This is a genomic window from Streptomyces sp. NBC_01016 (assembly GCF_026341035.1).
Taxonomy (GTDB): Bacteria; Actinomycetota; Actinomycetes; order Streptomycetales; family Streptomycetaceae; genus Streptomyces.
Map to the genome: position 1 here is coordinate 2,866,034 of NZ_JAPEOQ010000001.1, position 14,706 is coordinate 2,880,739.

At 72.0% G+C, this 14,706-nt stretch carries 11 protein-coding genes; 7 read left to right on the plus strand and 4 right to left on the minus strand.

All coding sequences use genetic code 11. The features are described from left to right. The first annotated feature begins 77 nt into the window (after window positions 1-77). From infB to OG746_RS13450, 7 genes are all read left to right on the plus strand, one after another. Window positions 78-3,218 (plus strand): translation initiation factor IF-2, encoded by a 3,141-nt coding sequence (gene infB / locus OG746_RS13420; RefSeq protein ID WP_266714800.1) that lies wholly within the window; start codon window positions 78-80, stop codon window positions 3,216-3,218. Between the two features lie 137 nt (window positions 3,219-3,355). Beyond that, complete coding sequence (locus tag OG746_RS13425) at window positions 3,356-3,649, plus strand: DUF503 domain-containing protein (protein WP_266714802.1); 294 nt, start codon at window positions 3,356-3,358, stop codon at window positions 3,647-3,649. Between the two features lie 38 nt (window positions 3,650-3,687). After that, a complete protein-coding gene (gene rbfA / locus OG746_RS13430) occupies window positions 3,688-4,149 on the plus strand; it encodes a 30S ribosome-binding factor RbfA (RefSeq protein WP_266714804.1) in 462 nt (153 codons plus the stop codon). Window positions 4,150-4,151: 2 nt separating this feature from the next. Further along, on the plus strand, window positions 4,152-5,057 hold the full coding sequence (gene truB / locus OG746_RS13435; protein WP_266714806.1) for a tRNA pseudouridine(55) synthase TruB: 906 nt from the start codon (window positions 4,152-4,154) through the stop codon (window positions 5,055-5,057). A gap of 238 nt (window positions 5,058-5,295) precedes the next feature. Beyond that, the gene (locus OG746_RS13440) at window positions 5,296-8,916 is read left to right on the plus strand and encodes an NACHT domain-containing protein (protein ID WP_266714808.1); all 3,621 of its coding nucleotides are present in this window, start codon (window positions 5,296-5,298) and stop codon (window positions 8,914-8,916) included. A 131-nt stretch (window positions 8,917-9,047) separates the two neighbouring features. Further along, window positions 9,048-9,998, plus strand: coding sequence for a bifunctional riboflavin kinase/FAD synthetase (locus tag OG746_RS13445; RefSeq protein ID WP_266714810.1), 951 nt, complete (start codon window positions 9,048-9,050; stop codon window positions 9,996-9,998). A gap of 104 nt (window positions 9,999-10,102) precedes the next feature. Beyond that, window positions 10,103-10,573: a carboxymuconolactone decarboxylase family protein gene (locus OG746_RS13450; RefSeq protein ID WP_266714812.1), complete on the plus strand. Its 471-nt coding sequence runs from the start codon at window positions 10,103-10,105 to the stop codon at window positions 10,571-10,573. Window positions 10,574-10,649: 76 nt separating this feature from the next. On the opposite strand, the gene OG746_RS13455 is transcribed toward OG746_RS13450, so the two are convergent. From OG746_RS13455 to OG746_RS13470, 4 genes are read right to left on the minus strand one after another with little or no spacing between them, the layout of a single operon-like run. Further along, the gene (locus tag OG746_RS13455; protein WP_266714814.1) at window positions 10,650-11,672 is read right to left on the minus strand and encodes an ABC transporter ATP-binding protein; all 1,023 of its coding nucleotides are present in this window, start codon (window positions 11,670-11,672) and stop codon (window positions 10,650-10,652) included. Further along, entirely contained in the window at window positions 11,669-12,676 is a 1,008-nt protein-coding gene (locus tag OG746_RS13460; RefSeq protein WP_266714815.1) for an ABC transporter ATP-binding protein, read from the minus strand. Before OG746_RS13460 ends, OG746_RS13455 begins: the two co-directional genes overlap by 4 nt. Next, window positions 12,673-13,614 (minus strand): ABC transporter permease, encoded by a 942-nt coding sequence (locus tag OG746_RS13465; protein WP_266714816.1) that lies wholly within the window; start codon window positions 13,612-13,614, stop codon window positions 12,673-12,675. The genes OG746_RS13460 and OG746_RS13465 overlap by 4 nt, the downstream gene beginning before the upstream one ends. Beyond that, window positions 13,611-14,696 (minus strand): ABC transporter permease, encoded by a 1,086-nt coding sequence (locus OG746_RS13470; protein WP_266714817.1) that lies wholly within the window; start codon window positions 14,694-14,696, stop codon window positions 13,611-13,613. The genes OG746_RS13465 and OG746_RS13470 overlap by 4 nt, the downstream gene beginning before the upstream one ends. Window positions 14,697-14,706: the final 10 nt, after the last annotated feature.

Genomic DNA, 14,706 nt, shown 5'->3' on the forward strand with positions numbered 1-14,706 from the left:
AGCACTCGATGAGCACGCGATGAGTACGCCCATGAAGTAGCGACGGTCCGGCGTAACCCGGACCTAAAAGGAGCGAAGTGGCTAAGGTCCGGGTATACGAACTCGCCAAGGAGTTCGGAGTGGAGAGCAAGGTCGTCATGGCCAAGCTCCAAGAACTCGGTGAATTCGTACGTTCGGCGTCCTCGACCATCGAGGCGCCGGTTGTACGCAAGTTGACTGACGCCCTGAATCAGGGCACCAACGGCGCGGCCAAGAAGCCCGCCGCCAAGAAGGACGCACCCGCGAAGCCCGCGGCGCCGCGTCCCACCCCCTCTCCCGCGCAGGCCGCCAAGCCTGCCGCCCCGCGTCCGGGCCCGGCTGCGCCGAAGCCCGCCGCCGCGGAGACGCCGGCTGCGGAGAAGCCCGCCGTGGAGACGCCCGCTGCGGAGAAGCCGGCCGCCCCGGCCGCTCCGGCGGCCCCGGGTCCGCGGCCGACGCCCGGCCCGAAGCCGGCTCCGAAGCCCGCTTCCCCGGCGCCCAGCACGCCGGAGTTCCAGGCTCCCGCCGCCTCGCAGGCCCCCGCGGCCCCGAAGCCCGGCAGCCAGGCCGCTCCGCGCCCCGGCGCCCCGAAGCCCGGTGGCCGTCCGGCCCCCGGTCAGGACCGTGGCCAGGGCCAGGGTGGCCAGCGCAGTGACCGCGGTGACCGTGGCGACCGTCAGGGCGCCCCGCGTCCCGGCGGCCAGGGCCAGCGTCCCGGTGGCGCCCGTCCCTCGGGCCCGCGTCCGGGCAACAACCCCTTCACCTCTGGTGGCTCCACCGGCATGGCGCGCCCGCAGGCGCCCCGTCCGGGCGGCGCCCCGCGTCCCGGCGGCCAGGGTGCCCCGGGCGGTCCGCGCCCGCAGGGTGGCGGCCAGGGTGCCCCCCGTCCGCAGGGTCAGGGCGGCAACCGTCCGAGCCCGGGCAGCATGCCCCGTCCGCAGGCCGGCGGCGCCGGTGCGGCCGGTCCGCGTCCCGGTGGCGGCGGCGGCAACCGTCCGAACCCCGGCATGATGCCGCAGCGTCCCGCTGCGGGCCCGCGTCCGGGTCCGGGTGGCGGCGGCGGTCGCGGTGGTCCCGGCGGCGGCGGTCGTCCGGGTGGCGGCGGCGGTGGCGGTCGTCCCGGCTTCGCCGGTCGTCCCGGTGGTCCCGGTGGCGGTGGCGGCGGCTTCGCCGGTCGTCCCGGTGGTCCGGGCGGTGGCGGCGGCGGTCGTCCCGGCGGCTTCGCCGGTCGTCCCGGTGGCGGTCGTCCCGGTGGTCCCGGTGCCCGTGGTGGCACGCAGGGTGCGTTCGGTCGTCCCGGCGGGCCCGCCCGTCGTGGTCGCAAGTCGAAGCGTCAGAGGCGCCAGGAGTACGAGGCCATGCAGGCCCCGTCGGTGGGCGGCGTCATGCTGCCTCGCGGCAACGGCGCCACGGTGCGTCTGTCGCGCGGTGCTTCCCTCACCGACTTCGCCGAGAAGATCAACGCCAATCCGGCGTCGCTCGTCGGCGTGATGATGAACCTCGGCGAGATGGTCACTGCCACGCAGTCCGTCTCCGACGAGACGCTGAAGCTCCTCGCGGACGAGATGAACTTCGTCCTCGAGATCGTCAGCCCCGAGGAGGAGGACCGCGAGCTGCTCGAGTCCTTCGACATCGAGTTCGGCGAGGACGAGGGTGGCGAGGAGTTCCTCGTCGCGCGTCCGCCGGTCGTGACCGTCATGGGTCACGTCGACCACGGTAAGACCCGCCTCCTCGACACGATCCGCAAGACGAACGTCATCGCGGGTGAGGCCGGCGGCATCACGCAGCACATTGGTGCGTACCAGGTCGGTGCCGAGGTCAACGGCGAAGAGCGCCGTATCACCTTCATCGACACCCCGGGTCACGAGGCGTTCACCGCCATGCGTGCCCGTGGTGCGAAGTCGACCGACATCGCGATCCTCGTGGTGGCGGCCAACGACGGCGTCATGCCCCAGACGATCGAGGCGTTGAACCACGCCAAGGCCGCCGAGGTCCCGATCGTCGTCGCGGTCAACAAGATCGACGTCGAGGGTGCCGACCCGACCAAGGTGCGCGGTCAGCTCACCGAGTTCGGGCTGGTGGCCGAGGAGTACGGCGGCGAGACCATGTTCGTCGACATCTCCGCCAAGCAGGGCGAGAACATCGAAGCCCTGCTCGAGGCCGTGGTCCTGACCGCGGACGCCTCGCTCGACCTGCGGGCAAACCCGGAGCAGGACGCGCAGGGCATCGCGATCGAGTCCCACCTCGACAAGGGCCGCGGCGCCGTCTCGACGGTCCTGGTCCAGCGCGGCACGCTGCGCATCGGCGACACGATGGTCGTCGGCGACGCGTACGGCCGTGTCCGCGCCATGCTCGACGACAACGGGAACAACGTGCAGGAAGCGGGTCCCTCGACCCCCGTCCTCGTGCTCGGTCTCACCAACGTCCCGGGTGCCGGCGACAGCTTCCTGGTGGTGGACGAGGACCGTACGGCCCGTCAGATCGCCGAGAAGCGTGCCGCTCGTGAGCGCAACGCCAACTTCGCTCGCCGCGGTATCAGGTTCTCCCTGGAGAACCTGGACGAGGCCCTCAAGGCCGGTCTGGTGCAGGAACTCAACCTCATCATCAAGGGCGACGCGTCCGGTTCGGTGGAGGCTCTCGAGTCCTCGCTGCTCCAGCTCGACGTCGGCGAAGAGGTCGACATCCGCGTCCTGCACCGCGGTGTCGGTGCGGTCACGGAGTCGGACATCGACCTGGCCATGGGCTCGGACGCCATCGTCATCGGCTTCAACGTCCGTGCGGCCGGTCGTGCCGCGCAGATGGCCGAGCGCGAGGGTGTCGACGTCCGGTACTACTCGGTGATCTACCAGGCCATCGAGGAGATCGAGGCGGCCCTCAAGGGCATGCTCAAGCCGGAGTACGAAGAGGTCGAGCTCGGTACGGCGGAGATCCGCGAGGTCTTCAAGTCGTCCAAGCTGGGCAACATCGCGGGTGTTCTCATCCGCTCCGGCGAGGTCAAGCGCAACACGAAGGCGCGACTCCTCCGCGACAACAAGGTCATCGCGGAGAGCCTCAACATCGTGGGCCTGCGTCGCTTCAAGGACGACGTCACCGAGATCCGCGAAGGGTTCGAGGGCGGTATCAACCTCGGCAACTTCAACGACATCAAGGTCGACGACGTCATCGCGACGTACGAGATGCGCGAGAAGCCGCGCGTCTGAGCTTGATCAGCGATCGGGGCCGGTCGACGGGACTTATTTCCGTCGATCGGCCCCGGCCGTTGCGTGTACCGTTCCCGTATCGGTGGCCGGAAGCGGTCGCCCATACGACCCCGGACCGGCGGGACATCCGGACACACATGTATGTGGGGACTCTGTCCTTCGATCTACTCCTCGGCGACGTCCACTCGCTGAAGGAGAAGCGCTCCCTCGTCCGTCCGATCGTGGCCGAGCTGCACCGCAAGTACGCGGTGAGCGTCGCGGAGACGGGCAACCAGAACCTCCATCGCAGGGCCGAGATCGGGCTCGCGGTGGTTTCCGGGGACACCGGCCACCTGACCGACGTACTGGACCGCTGTGAGCGGCTCGTCGCCGGGCGGCCCGAAGTGGAACTGCTCTCGGTTCGACGCAGGCTCCACAGCGACGAAGACTGAAGCAACAAGCAAGTAAGCACTTAAAAGGAGACGGACCAGTGGCCGACAACGCGCGCGCCAAGAGGCTGGCGGACCTCATTCGAGAGGTGGTGGCCCAGAAGCTGCAGCGTGGGATCAAGGACCCGCGGGTCGGCTCCCACATCACCATCACCGACACCCGTGTGACGGGCGACCTCCGGGAAGCGACCGTCTTCTACACGGTGTACGGGAGCGACGAGGAGCGGGCCGAGGCGGCCGCCGGTCTGGAGAGCGCCAAGGGCGTCCTGCGCTCTGCGGTCGGTCAGGCGGCCGGTGTGAAGTTCACGCCGACCCTGGCCTTCGTCGCGGACGCCCTGCCGGAGAACGCCCGCACCATCGAGGACCTCCTCGACCGGGCCCGGCAGTCCGACGAGCAGGTGCGCGAGGCCTCCGCCGGCGCCGATTTCGCCGGCGGCGCGGACCCGTACAGGAAGCCCGAGGACGATGCCGACGACGCCTCCGAGAAGGACGGCGAAGCCTGAGCATGTCCGACCGCACCCCTCCGCCCGACGGGCTTGTCATCGTCGACAAGCCGTCGGGCTTCACTTCGCACGACGTCGTGGCCAAGATGCGTGGGATCGCCAGGACCCGCAAGGTCGGCCACGCGGGCACCCTCGACCCGATGGCGACGGGTGTGCTCGTGCTCGGCGTCGAGCGCGCCACCAAGCTCCTCGGCCATCTCGCGCTGACCGAGAAGGAGTACCTGGGCACGATCAGGCTCGGGCAGAACACGCTCACGGACGACGCGGAGGGCGAGCTCATCTCGTCCACCGACGCGTCCGGGGTGCGGCGCGAGGCCATCGACGCGGGCATCGCCAAGCTGAGCGGCGACATCATGCAGGTGCCGTCGAAGGTCAGCGCCATCAAGATCAACGGTGTCCGCAGCTACAAGCGGGCCCGCGAGGGCGAGGAGTTCGAGATCCCGGCGCGCCCGGTCAAGATCTCGTCCTTCGCCGTGTACGACGTCCGGGACGCGGTCGCAGAGGACGGCACGCCGGTCCTCGACCTGGTCGTGTCCGTGGTCTGCTCGTCCGGTACGTACATCAGGGCGCTCGCCCGTGACCTGGGCGCCGGGCTCGGTGTCGGCGGGCATCTGACGGCGCTGCGGCGCACGCGCGTCGGCCCGTACAAGCTCGACTCGGCGCGCACCCTGGACCAGCTCCAGGAGTCGCTGACCGTGATGCCGGTGGCCGAGGCGGCCGCCGCCGCGTTCCCGCGCTGGGACGTCGACGGGCGCCGCGGGAAGCTGCTGCTCAACGGTGTGCGCCTGGAGGTGCCCGAGGAGTACGCGGGGGCGGGTCCCGTCGCCGTGTTCGGGCCCGATGGTCAGTTCCTCGCTCTGGTCGAGGAGTCCAAGGGGAAGGCGAAGAGCCTGGCCGTGTTCGGCTGAGCTTGCGCCATGAATTTCGGTGGAGCGGCGGGTTCCGGTCTCTGGGTGGCCGCCGCTCCACGTCCCCCTCTCAAGGGTGTATCCAGTGCGCCCGTTCACTTCACCCCTTCGGGCGGGCGCTCGGAGTGAACAGGGGGAGCGCAAGGGGGCGCGTTCGCCTCTGACGCTGTCCAGCTGATCACCGCGCGCCTACCGTCGAGACACGGGGCGTGGCGGAGAACGGCGGGAGGGTCGCGTCATGGTGGACCCGCCGCTGGTACGGATCACCGATCTGGCCGGGCGGCCGCGCGGTGCGGGCTTCGCGGCGGACGACCGGGGGACGGTCGTCACGGGCCACGAGGTGGTGAGCGGGCTCGGGCGGCTGCTGGTGCACGGGCCGGGCGGTGCGCCCTGTGTGGTGGAGCCCGGGTCGATCGTCGAACTGCCTGAGGCGAACCTGGCGTTGCTGCGCACGCAGGGGCTCGGCGCGGTGCCGCTGCCGGTCGCGGCCTCCGGAGCGCCGACGGCCGGGGCGTACGTCCGGATTCCCGCGGGCGGATGGCGCGAGGCGCGTGTACTGGGGCGCTCGCCGGTCGCGTACGTGGCCGGGGGCCGCAGTCACCTGTTGGACGGGGTCCTGGAGCTGGCCGTCGGTACGGACGGGGCGGATGCGTTGCGCGTCGGCGGTGGGGCCGCGGGCGGTCCTGTGCTCGACGCGCGTACCGGGGCAGTGGTCGCCGTGCTCGGTACGGAGCTGCGGGCCGGGCACCGGGCGGCCGGGTTCGCGATGCCGCTGCGGGCGGTGGCCGCGGGCGCGGGCGGGCGGGGTCCGCTGGCCGAGCTGCTGGCGCGCAATGCCGCGACCGTGCCCGCGTACGGGGACGATCTGAATCTCGGTGGGGTGCTTCAGCTTGCCGGGATCTCGGTGGGCAGCGACGGGCCGGGGACGGACGGGCCCGAGCCGGTCGAACGGCCTGATGTGACACGGGAGTTGGACGCATTCACGTCGGGTGCGGACGGCGAGGCGCGGGTGCTGGCCCTGGTCGGGGAGCCGGGGAGCGGGCGGACCACGGAACTCGCCGCGTTCGCCGGGCGCCGGGCCGAGGGGGACGGCGCCGCGCCCACGGTGTGGCTGCGGGGCGCGGACCTGAGCGAGGACGACGCGTCGGTCGCGCAGGCGGTGGGGCGGACGCTCGCGCGGGCGGGCCGGATCGTGGCGGCGTCGCGGGAGGAGGCGGTCGCCGGGGACGTGGGGGACGTCTCCGCCGAGCGGATCGCCGAGGTCGCCCGGGAGACCGGACGGCCGCTCGTGCTGTTGCTCGACGGGCCGGAGGAGATGCCGCCTGTGCTCGCGCACCGCCTGAGCGCCTGGTCGCGGGGGACCGAGCGGTGGCTCGCGGCATGCGGGGTGCGGTTGGTGGTGGCGTGCCGTGCCGAGTACTGGGAGCAGGCGGGCGCGCTGTTCGGCGGGGACGTGCTGTACGGGCCGGCGGCCGTGGGGCCGTCCGGGCTGCCTCCGTGCGTACGGATCGGGGACCTTGTGGGGGAGGCGGCGCGGCGGGCGCGGGAGCGGCTCGGTGTGCCGGAGGGGGCGCTCGCGGAGCGGGAGGCCGGGCATCCGCTGTCGTTGCGGCTGCTGAGCGAGGTGCGGGCGGCGCTGCCCGGGGGTGTGGCCGGTTGCCCCGACCGGGACGAGATCTTCGGGGCGTATCTGGACCTGATGTGCCTCCGCGTGGCGGTCCGGCTCGCCGCGCCTTCAGGGGTACGGGGGAGTGGGGTGCGCAGGCTGGCGGCGCGGGTGGCCGGGCACGTGCACGAGGCTGCGCGGCGGAGCCTTGGGCCGGGGCAGGGGGAGTTGGACCGGGAGTCGTTCGAGGAGCTGTTTCCGTGGGGGGCGCGGGACGGGGTGTCCGGGTGGGCGTCGGCGGTGCTGACGGAGGGGGTGCTGGTGCCGGCGGGGGGTGGGTTCCGGTTCGCGCACGAGGAGGTCGCGGACTGGATCCAGGGGATGCATCTGGATGTGGACGGGGCGTTGGAGACGCTGGTGTTCCGGCGGCGGGGGGACGGGTTTCCTGTGCCGCGGCATCGGGCGGGGCCGGTGGTGCGGGCGTTGCTCTTGATCGAGCGGCAACAGGGGTGCGCGGAACTGGACGTTCGGTTGCGGGAGTTGTTGCCGTGGGTGGGGGCGGCGGGGTCGGCGTCTGATGTGGGTGCGGCCTGCGCCGGGGTGGGTTTGGCTGCGACGGGGTCGGGCCCTGCGGAGGGTGCGGCCCGCACCGGGGGCCGCCTTGCCCACCCTGCCGCCCCAGGCGGCAGATTGCCCAAGTCGGGCGGCGTCGACCGTTCCGGGTGGGGAGTTGGGGCAAATCAAGCCCCTGCGGCGATTGAGCAGCGGGGTTCGGGGCGGAGCCCCGAGGCGTGGGAAGCAGGTGGTCCCGGGGGCCAGGGCTGCGACGGGGTGTCCGCGGAGGCGGAGTGGTGGGGGAGGGAGCTGGTGCGGGAGGTGTTGGTGCGGGTGGCGGATGCGGGGGTGTATTCGGGGGTGCTGGAAGGGCTCGCGGAGCGGGGGCAGTTCGGCGGGGCGTTCTGGATGCGGGTTGTCGTGGCCGACGACATCCGGTTCGAGCTGCTGCGGCGGGCCGTCGTGCATGACGGGGGTGAGGTCGGAGGGCGGTGTTTGGACGTCGTCGCCGAGGCGCTCGCCAGCGAGCCGCAGCGCGTGCAGCGGAGGTTGACGTGGTGGTTCGACGACGAGCGCGCGCTGCCCGCCCTGCCCGACGCCACCGTCGCCGACGCCGCCCAGGCCCTGCTCCACACTCACCGCCACCGCGACCCCGACGGCCTGGTCGAGGTCCTCGTCGAGTGCGCTCACCCGCGCGCCGACGAGCTGCTGGCCATCCTGGTCGAGGAGGAGCCGGCCGCCCTGTGCCGGGCGGTCGAGCGGTGGGCCCACGACGAGCGGTCCGATCGGCGCGTCGCCGCCGCCGCGTACGGAGTGCGGGTCGCGCCGCGGGTGGGCGATGTCGCGGACCGGGAGCTGCTGCGCAACGCCGCGCTCGCGCTGCTCGAGGGGCCCGACCGTGCCCTGCACGGTGCTGCGCTCCACCTCCTCGTACGGGACCCGGAATCCCGGCCGGCGTACCTGGCGCGCGCGCTCGAGCGCTTCGCGGCGGGCGACGCGCAGCCGCCCGCCGACGCGCTCGCCCTGGCCGTGGCGACCCACCCGGAACCCGTGTTCGCGGCGTTCCAGGCGCGGCTGCGGGAGCCGGGCCCCGGCCTCGGCGACATCCTGCGGACCCTCGCCGAGCTGACCGAACCCGCGCACGCCCGCCGCGCCGCCGCGCTCGTGAGGGAGCTCGCCGAGGACTGGCCGGATGCCGCGGCCGGCCACGTGGCGACGTTTGTCGACCGGTGCCTCGAGCACGGGGACGGTACGCGGGCCGTGATGTACCCGCTGGTCGTGGGTCTTGTGTCGGAGCGGCCCCCGGTCGTGCGCGGCGCCCTGGCGCGGGTGCTCGCCGCGCCCGGCACGACCGCGTCGCGCGCACTGCGGGCCGAGCTGCTCGACGTACTGCTGGAAGAGGAGCGGGACCCCGTCGTGCTCGACGCGCTGCTGTGCGCCGCCGCGCGGGACGCGGCGCGGCGCGGGCCGGCCAGGACGCGGGACCTGGTGCACCGTACGGGCATGCTCCTGGTGCGTACGCCGGAAGGGGCGGCCCGCTTCGACCGGCTGCTCGTGGAGCTCGCGCGGTCCGTGCCCGGCTTCGCGGGCCTGGTGGCGCGTTGGCTCGCGGAGGCGCCCCGGGAGTGGGCGGCGCTCGTCGGCCCGAGCTCCCGCCGCATGATCGAGAACCTGGCCGGGGTGCGGGTGCCCGCCTAGGCCCGGGACCTGCCGCGGGCCCGCCCGATGCGAAGCGCGGGCGGGCGGCATGGCACTCTTAGACCTGCGTATCCGGTAGAGAGACGCAAGGTTCCAAACGGTCGGACACAGGTTTGCGAGGGGCAATCACCGTGCAGCGCTGGCGTGGCTTGGAGGACATCCCCCAGGACTGGGGGCGCAGCGTCGTCACCATCGGCTCCTACGACGGGGTGCATCGCGGGCACCAGTTGATCATCGGGCGGGCCGTGGAGCGGGCGCGTGAGCTCGGCATCCCGGCCGTCGTGGTCACCTTCGACCCGCACCCCAGCGAGGTCGTGCGCCCGGGCTCGCACCCGCCGCTGCTCGCCCCGCACCACCGGCGCGCCGAACTGATGGCCGAGCTCGGCGTGGACGCGGTGCTGATCCTGCCGTTCACCACCGAGTTCTCGAAGCTGTCGCCCGCCGACTTCGTGGCGAAGGTGCTCGTCGACAAGCTGCACGCGCGCGTGGTCGTCGAGGGCCCCAACTTCCGCTTCGGCCACAAGGCCGCCGGCAATGTCGACTTCCTGGCCGAACAGGGACAGACGTACGACTTCGAGGTCGAGGTCGTGGATCTGTACGTCAGCGGGTCGGCCGGGGGCGGCCAGCCGTTCTCGTCCACGCTGACCCGGCGGCTCGTCGCCGAGGGCGATGTGACGGGCGCCGCCGAGATCCTCGGCCGTCCGCACCGCGTCGAGGGCGTCGTCGTGCGCGGCGCGCAGCGCGGGCGTGAGCTCGGCTTCCCGACCGCCAACGTGGAGACCCTCCCGCACACCGCGATCCCGGCCGACGGGGTCTACGCGGGGTGGCTGTACGTGAACGACGAGGCGATGCCCGCTGCGATCTCCGTAGGCACGAACCCGCAGTTCGACGGGACGGAGCGGACGGTCGAGGCGTACGCCATCGACCGCGTCGGTCTCGACCTGTACGGGCTGCACGTGGCCGTGGAGTTCGTGGCGTTCGTGCGCGGCATGGCCAAGTTCGAGTCGCTCGACGAACTCGTCGCCGCGATCGCGGACGACGTGAAGCAGGCACGCGAGCTCGTCGAGGCGTCCAGGGCCTGAAGCACTCCGGAGTGACGCAGGTCACTTCCGGGTGTGTCACATCGGGGCGGGGCGCTCCGTCGTAGTGGTGTCACCACTTATGACGGAGTGCGAAGGAGCCCCTCATGGAACCGCGACTCGACCTCTTCACCAACCCGGTCCTCGGCAAGATGCTCAAGCACGTCATCGCGGCGGGCAGGTCCGCCGAGGGCTCGGGCATCCCGGCGCCGACACTGAACCTGGTCATGATCAGGGCCAGCCAGATCAACGGCTGTTCGGGCTGTCTGGACATGCACGTCAAGGACGCCGCAGAGGCCGGTGAGACGGCGGTCCGGCTCGCTCTGGTCGCCGCCTGGCGCGAGGCCAAGGTCTTCACCGAGGCCGAGAAGGCCGCCCTGGAGCTGGCCGAGGCGGGCACCCGCATCGCGGACAGTGCCGGGGTCTCCGACGAGGTGTGGGAGAAGGCCGCCAAGCACTACGACGAGGCGCAGCTCGGCGCGCTGGTCGGCTGCATCGCCATGATCAATACGTTCAACCGGCTCAACGTGATGACCCAGCAGCCGGCGGGCGACTACGTGCCTGGCATGTACGGCTGAGGCTGACTCGTCATGCGACACGCGTAAGGCCCGGCTCCATCTCCACGGAGCCGGGCCTTCACGTTCCCAAGTAGTGCTATTCGGCCGCCGCCTTCGCCGCCGCCCAATGGCACGCCACCTGCGACGTCGCCGCGCCGGACAGCACCGGAAGATCCACCGTCCGGCAGGAGTCCGCGACCCCCGCCTCCTCCGCCCGGCCGTCCGCCAGGACCTGGCAGCGCGCGTGGAAGCGGCAGCCGCCCGGGATGCGGGACGGGTCCGGGGGCTCGCCCGTGAGGACCACCGGTTCGCCCGGCGCCTCCGGAAGGACCGACAACAGGGCCTGGGTGTACGGGTGTTGGGGCGAGGTCAGGACGTCCTCCACCTTGCCCGTCTCCACGATGCGGCCCAGGTACATGACCGCCACCCGGTCCGCGATGTTCCACGCGAGGCCGAGGTCGTGGGTGACCACGAGCGCGGACAGGCCCAACTCGTCCCGCAGGCGCAGCAACAGGGCGAGGATCTCACCCCGTACGGACGCGTCCAGGGACGCCACCGGCTCGTCCGCGACGATGAGTTCGGGGTCGAGGACGAGCGCGCCCGCGATGACCACGCGCTGGCGCTGGCCGCCCGACAGCTCGTGCGGGTAGCGCAGGAAGAAGCGCTCCGGAGGGCGAAGTCCCGCGCGGGACAGGGCGTTCGCGACCGCCTCGCGCTCGTCGCCCGCGTAGCCGTGGATGCGCAGCCCCTCGGCGACCGCGTCGTACACCGTGTGCCGGGGATTGAGGGAGCCGCTCGGGTCCTGGAGGACCAGCTGGACGCGCTTGCGGTACGACTTGAGCGCCTTCGAGGCGTAGTCCAGCGGCTTGCCCGCGAACGTGACCTTGCCCGACGTCGGCTTCTCCAGGCCGAGCAGGGTGCGCGCCAGGCTCGTCTTTCCGCAGCCGGACTCGCCGACGAGCGCCACGATCTCGCCCGGCGCGATGTCCAGGTCGACGCCGTCCACGGCCCGCGCATCGGCGGCGCCGCGCCGGCCGGGGAACGTGACGTGCAGCTGGTCGGCGCTGAGCAGCGTCCGCGCGTTCTTCGACACCTCGGGCGTCTGCAGCGTTTCTGTCATGCCGTGGTGCTCCTTGCTTCGACTTCCGTCGCGGCGACCTCGTCGGATCCCACGTGGACGCACGCCGCCCGCCGCTCGGGGCCCGCGATCCGCAGCACCTGGTCCTCGCTCGCACACACGTCGAGCGCCACCGGGCAGCGCGGGTGGAAGGTGCAGCCGGACGGCAGCGCCGACGGGTCCGGCGGGTCGCCGGGCAGCCCGCGCGGCGCGAACCGGGAGGCCGGGTCGCCGATGGTGGGGAACGCCGCGGACAGCGCCTTCGCGTAGGGGTGCACCGCGTTCTCGTAGACCTGGAGTGCCGGGCCCTCCTCGACGACGCGGCCCGCGTACATCACGGAGAGCCGGTCGCAGGTGTCGGAGAGGACCGCCAGGTCGTGGCTGATCATGATGAGGCCGAGGTTCTCCTCGGTCACCAACTGCTCGATCAGGCGCAGGATCTGGGCCTGGATCATCACGTCGAGGGCCGTCGTCGGCTCGTCGGCGATGATCAGCTCGGGCTCGCAGGCGAGCGCCATCGCGATCATCACGCGCTGGCGCTGGCCGCCGGACAGCTCGTGCGGATAGGCGTTCGCGCGGGCCGCCGGAAGGCCTACGTGTTCGAGGAGTTCGCCGACCTTCTTCTTCGCGCCCTCCTGCGTCGCCTTCTTGTGCAGGAGGATCGGCTCGGCGATCTGGTCGCCGATGCGGTGCACCGCGTTGAGCGAGTGCATCGCGCCCTGGAACACGATCGAGGCGCCCGCCCAGCGGACGGCCCTGACCTGGCCCCACTTCATGGTGAGGATGTCCTCGCCGTTCAGCAGGATCTCGCCGGTGACCTTGGCGTCCTTGGGGAGCAGCCGAAGCAGCGCGAGCGCCAGTGTGGACTTTCCGCAGCCGGACTCGCCCGCGATGCCGAGCTTCTGGCCCGCCTCCACGGACAGGTTCACGCCGCGGACGGCCTGCGCCCCGCCGGCGTACGTCACTTCGAGGTTCCGTACCTCAAGCAGTGTCCGAGGCTGTGTCATGAGCGCACCCCCAGCTTCGGGTTCAGGACGGATTCGACCGCGCGGCCGCACAGGGTGAAGGAGAGCGCGACGATCGCGATGGCGACGCCGGGCGGCGCCAGGTACCACCAGTCGCCGGCGCTGACCGCGCCCGCCTCGCGCGCGTCCTGGAGCATGCCGCCCCAGGAGGTGACCGTCGGGTCGGACAGGCCGAGGAAGGCGAGGGTCGCCTCGGTCAGGATCGCGGACGAGATGATCATCGTGGTCTGGGCGAGGACCAGCGGCATCACGTTCGGCAGCACGTGCCGCGTCATGACGTGGCTGTGGCTGCCGCCGAGCGCCCGGGCCCGCTCGATGTACGGGCGCGCCTCGACCGAGAGGGTCTGGGCGCGCACCAGGCGTGCGGTCGTCGGCCAGGTCGTCACGCCGATCGCGATGATCACGGTCCACATCGAGCGGTCCATGACGGTCGCCAGCGCGATGGCCAGGACCAGCGTCGGCATCACCAGGAACCAGTCCGTGATCCGCATCAGAACGGTCGAGAACCAGCCGCGGAAGTGGCCCGCGACGATGCCGATGACGGTGCCGATCGCCACGCACAGGAACGCCGCGAGCAGGCCCACGGTGAGCGAGACCCGCGCCCCGTACACAAGGAGGGCGAGCACGCTGCGGCCGAACTGGTCGGTGCCGAGCGGGAATTTGCCGCTCGGTCCCTCCATCGGGCCGCCGGGTGCGTCGGTCACGCTCTGAGAGTCCGCGCCGACCAGGGCCGGCGCGAAGATCGCGATGAGCGCGATCAGGATGAGCAGGCCGAGGCCCCACATGCCGCTGCGGTGCGCCCGGTAGGACCGCCAGAAGCGGGCCAGGGACTGGCGCTTGCGGGCGCGCGCGAGGGAGCGTGCGCTGGGCGCCTTCGGTGTCTTCGGTTCTTTCGAAGGCGCGGTTTCGGTCGTCGTCATCGGCCCACCCTCGGGTCGAGCAGCGGATAGAGGATGTCGGCGAGGGTGTTCGCGAGGATCACCGCGGTGGCGAAGACGAAGAACAGGCCCTGGACGAGCGGGAGATCGGGCACGGAGAGCGCCTGGTAGAACAGGCCGCCGAGGCCCGGCCAGGAGAAGACCGTCTCGACGAGGATCTGCCCGGCGACCACGTGCCCGAGGTTCACGAACATCAGGGTGAACGTCGGCAGCATCGCGTTCGGCACCGCGTGCTTGCGGCGCACGCGGTCGTCCCGAAGTCCCTTGGCGCGCGCGGTCGTCAGATAGTCGCTGCCCATCTCGTCGAGCAGCGAGGAGCGCATGACGAGGAGCGTCTGCGCATAGCCGACCGCGACCAGGGTGATCACCGGGAGGACCAGATGGTGCGCGACATCGAGGATGTACGCGAACCCGGTCTCGCCGCCCGATTCGAGGCCGCCCGTCGGGAACATGCCGGGAATCGGCCCGATGCCGACGGCGAACACGATGATGAGGAGCAGCCCCAGCCAGAACGACGGGACCGAGTAGAGGGTCAGCGCGAAGGCCGTGTTGAAGCGGTCGCTCCGCGACCCGTTGCGCCACGCCGTGCGCGTGCCGAGCCAGATGCCGAGCGCCGAGTACAGGACGTACGCCGTGCCCGTGAGCAGCAGCGTCGCCGGGAGCGCGTCGACGATCTTGTCCATCACCGGGGTGTGGAACTGGAACGAGATCCCGAAGTCACCGGAGAGCGCGTCCCCGATGTACGACGTGAACTGCTTCCACATCGGCTGGTCGAGGCCGTACTGGTGGCGCAGGTTCTCGAGCTGCTCCGTGGAGACCTTCCGGCCGCCGGTCATCTGCTTGACCGGGTCGGACGGGATCAGCCGGAACAGGAAGAAGCTCGTGACGAGGACGGCGAAGAGCGAGACGATCGCGCCGCCGATCTTCGCGAGCGCGTACTGGACGTACGCCTTGGTGTTGCGGGCCCGGGGGCCGCGGGCGGCCAACGGCGGCCCGGCCGAAGCCGGGTCGCCGTCCGTACCGTCCGCGGGCTGCACGAGCGCCGGAGTGCTGTCAGCTGTCATGGTTCACATG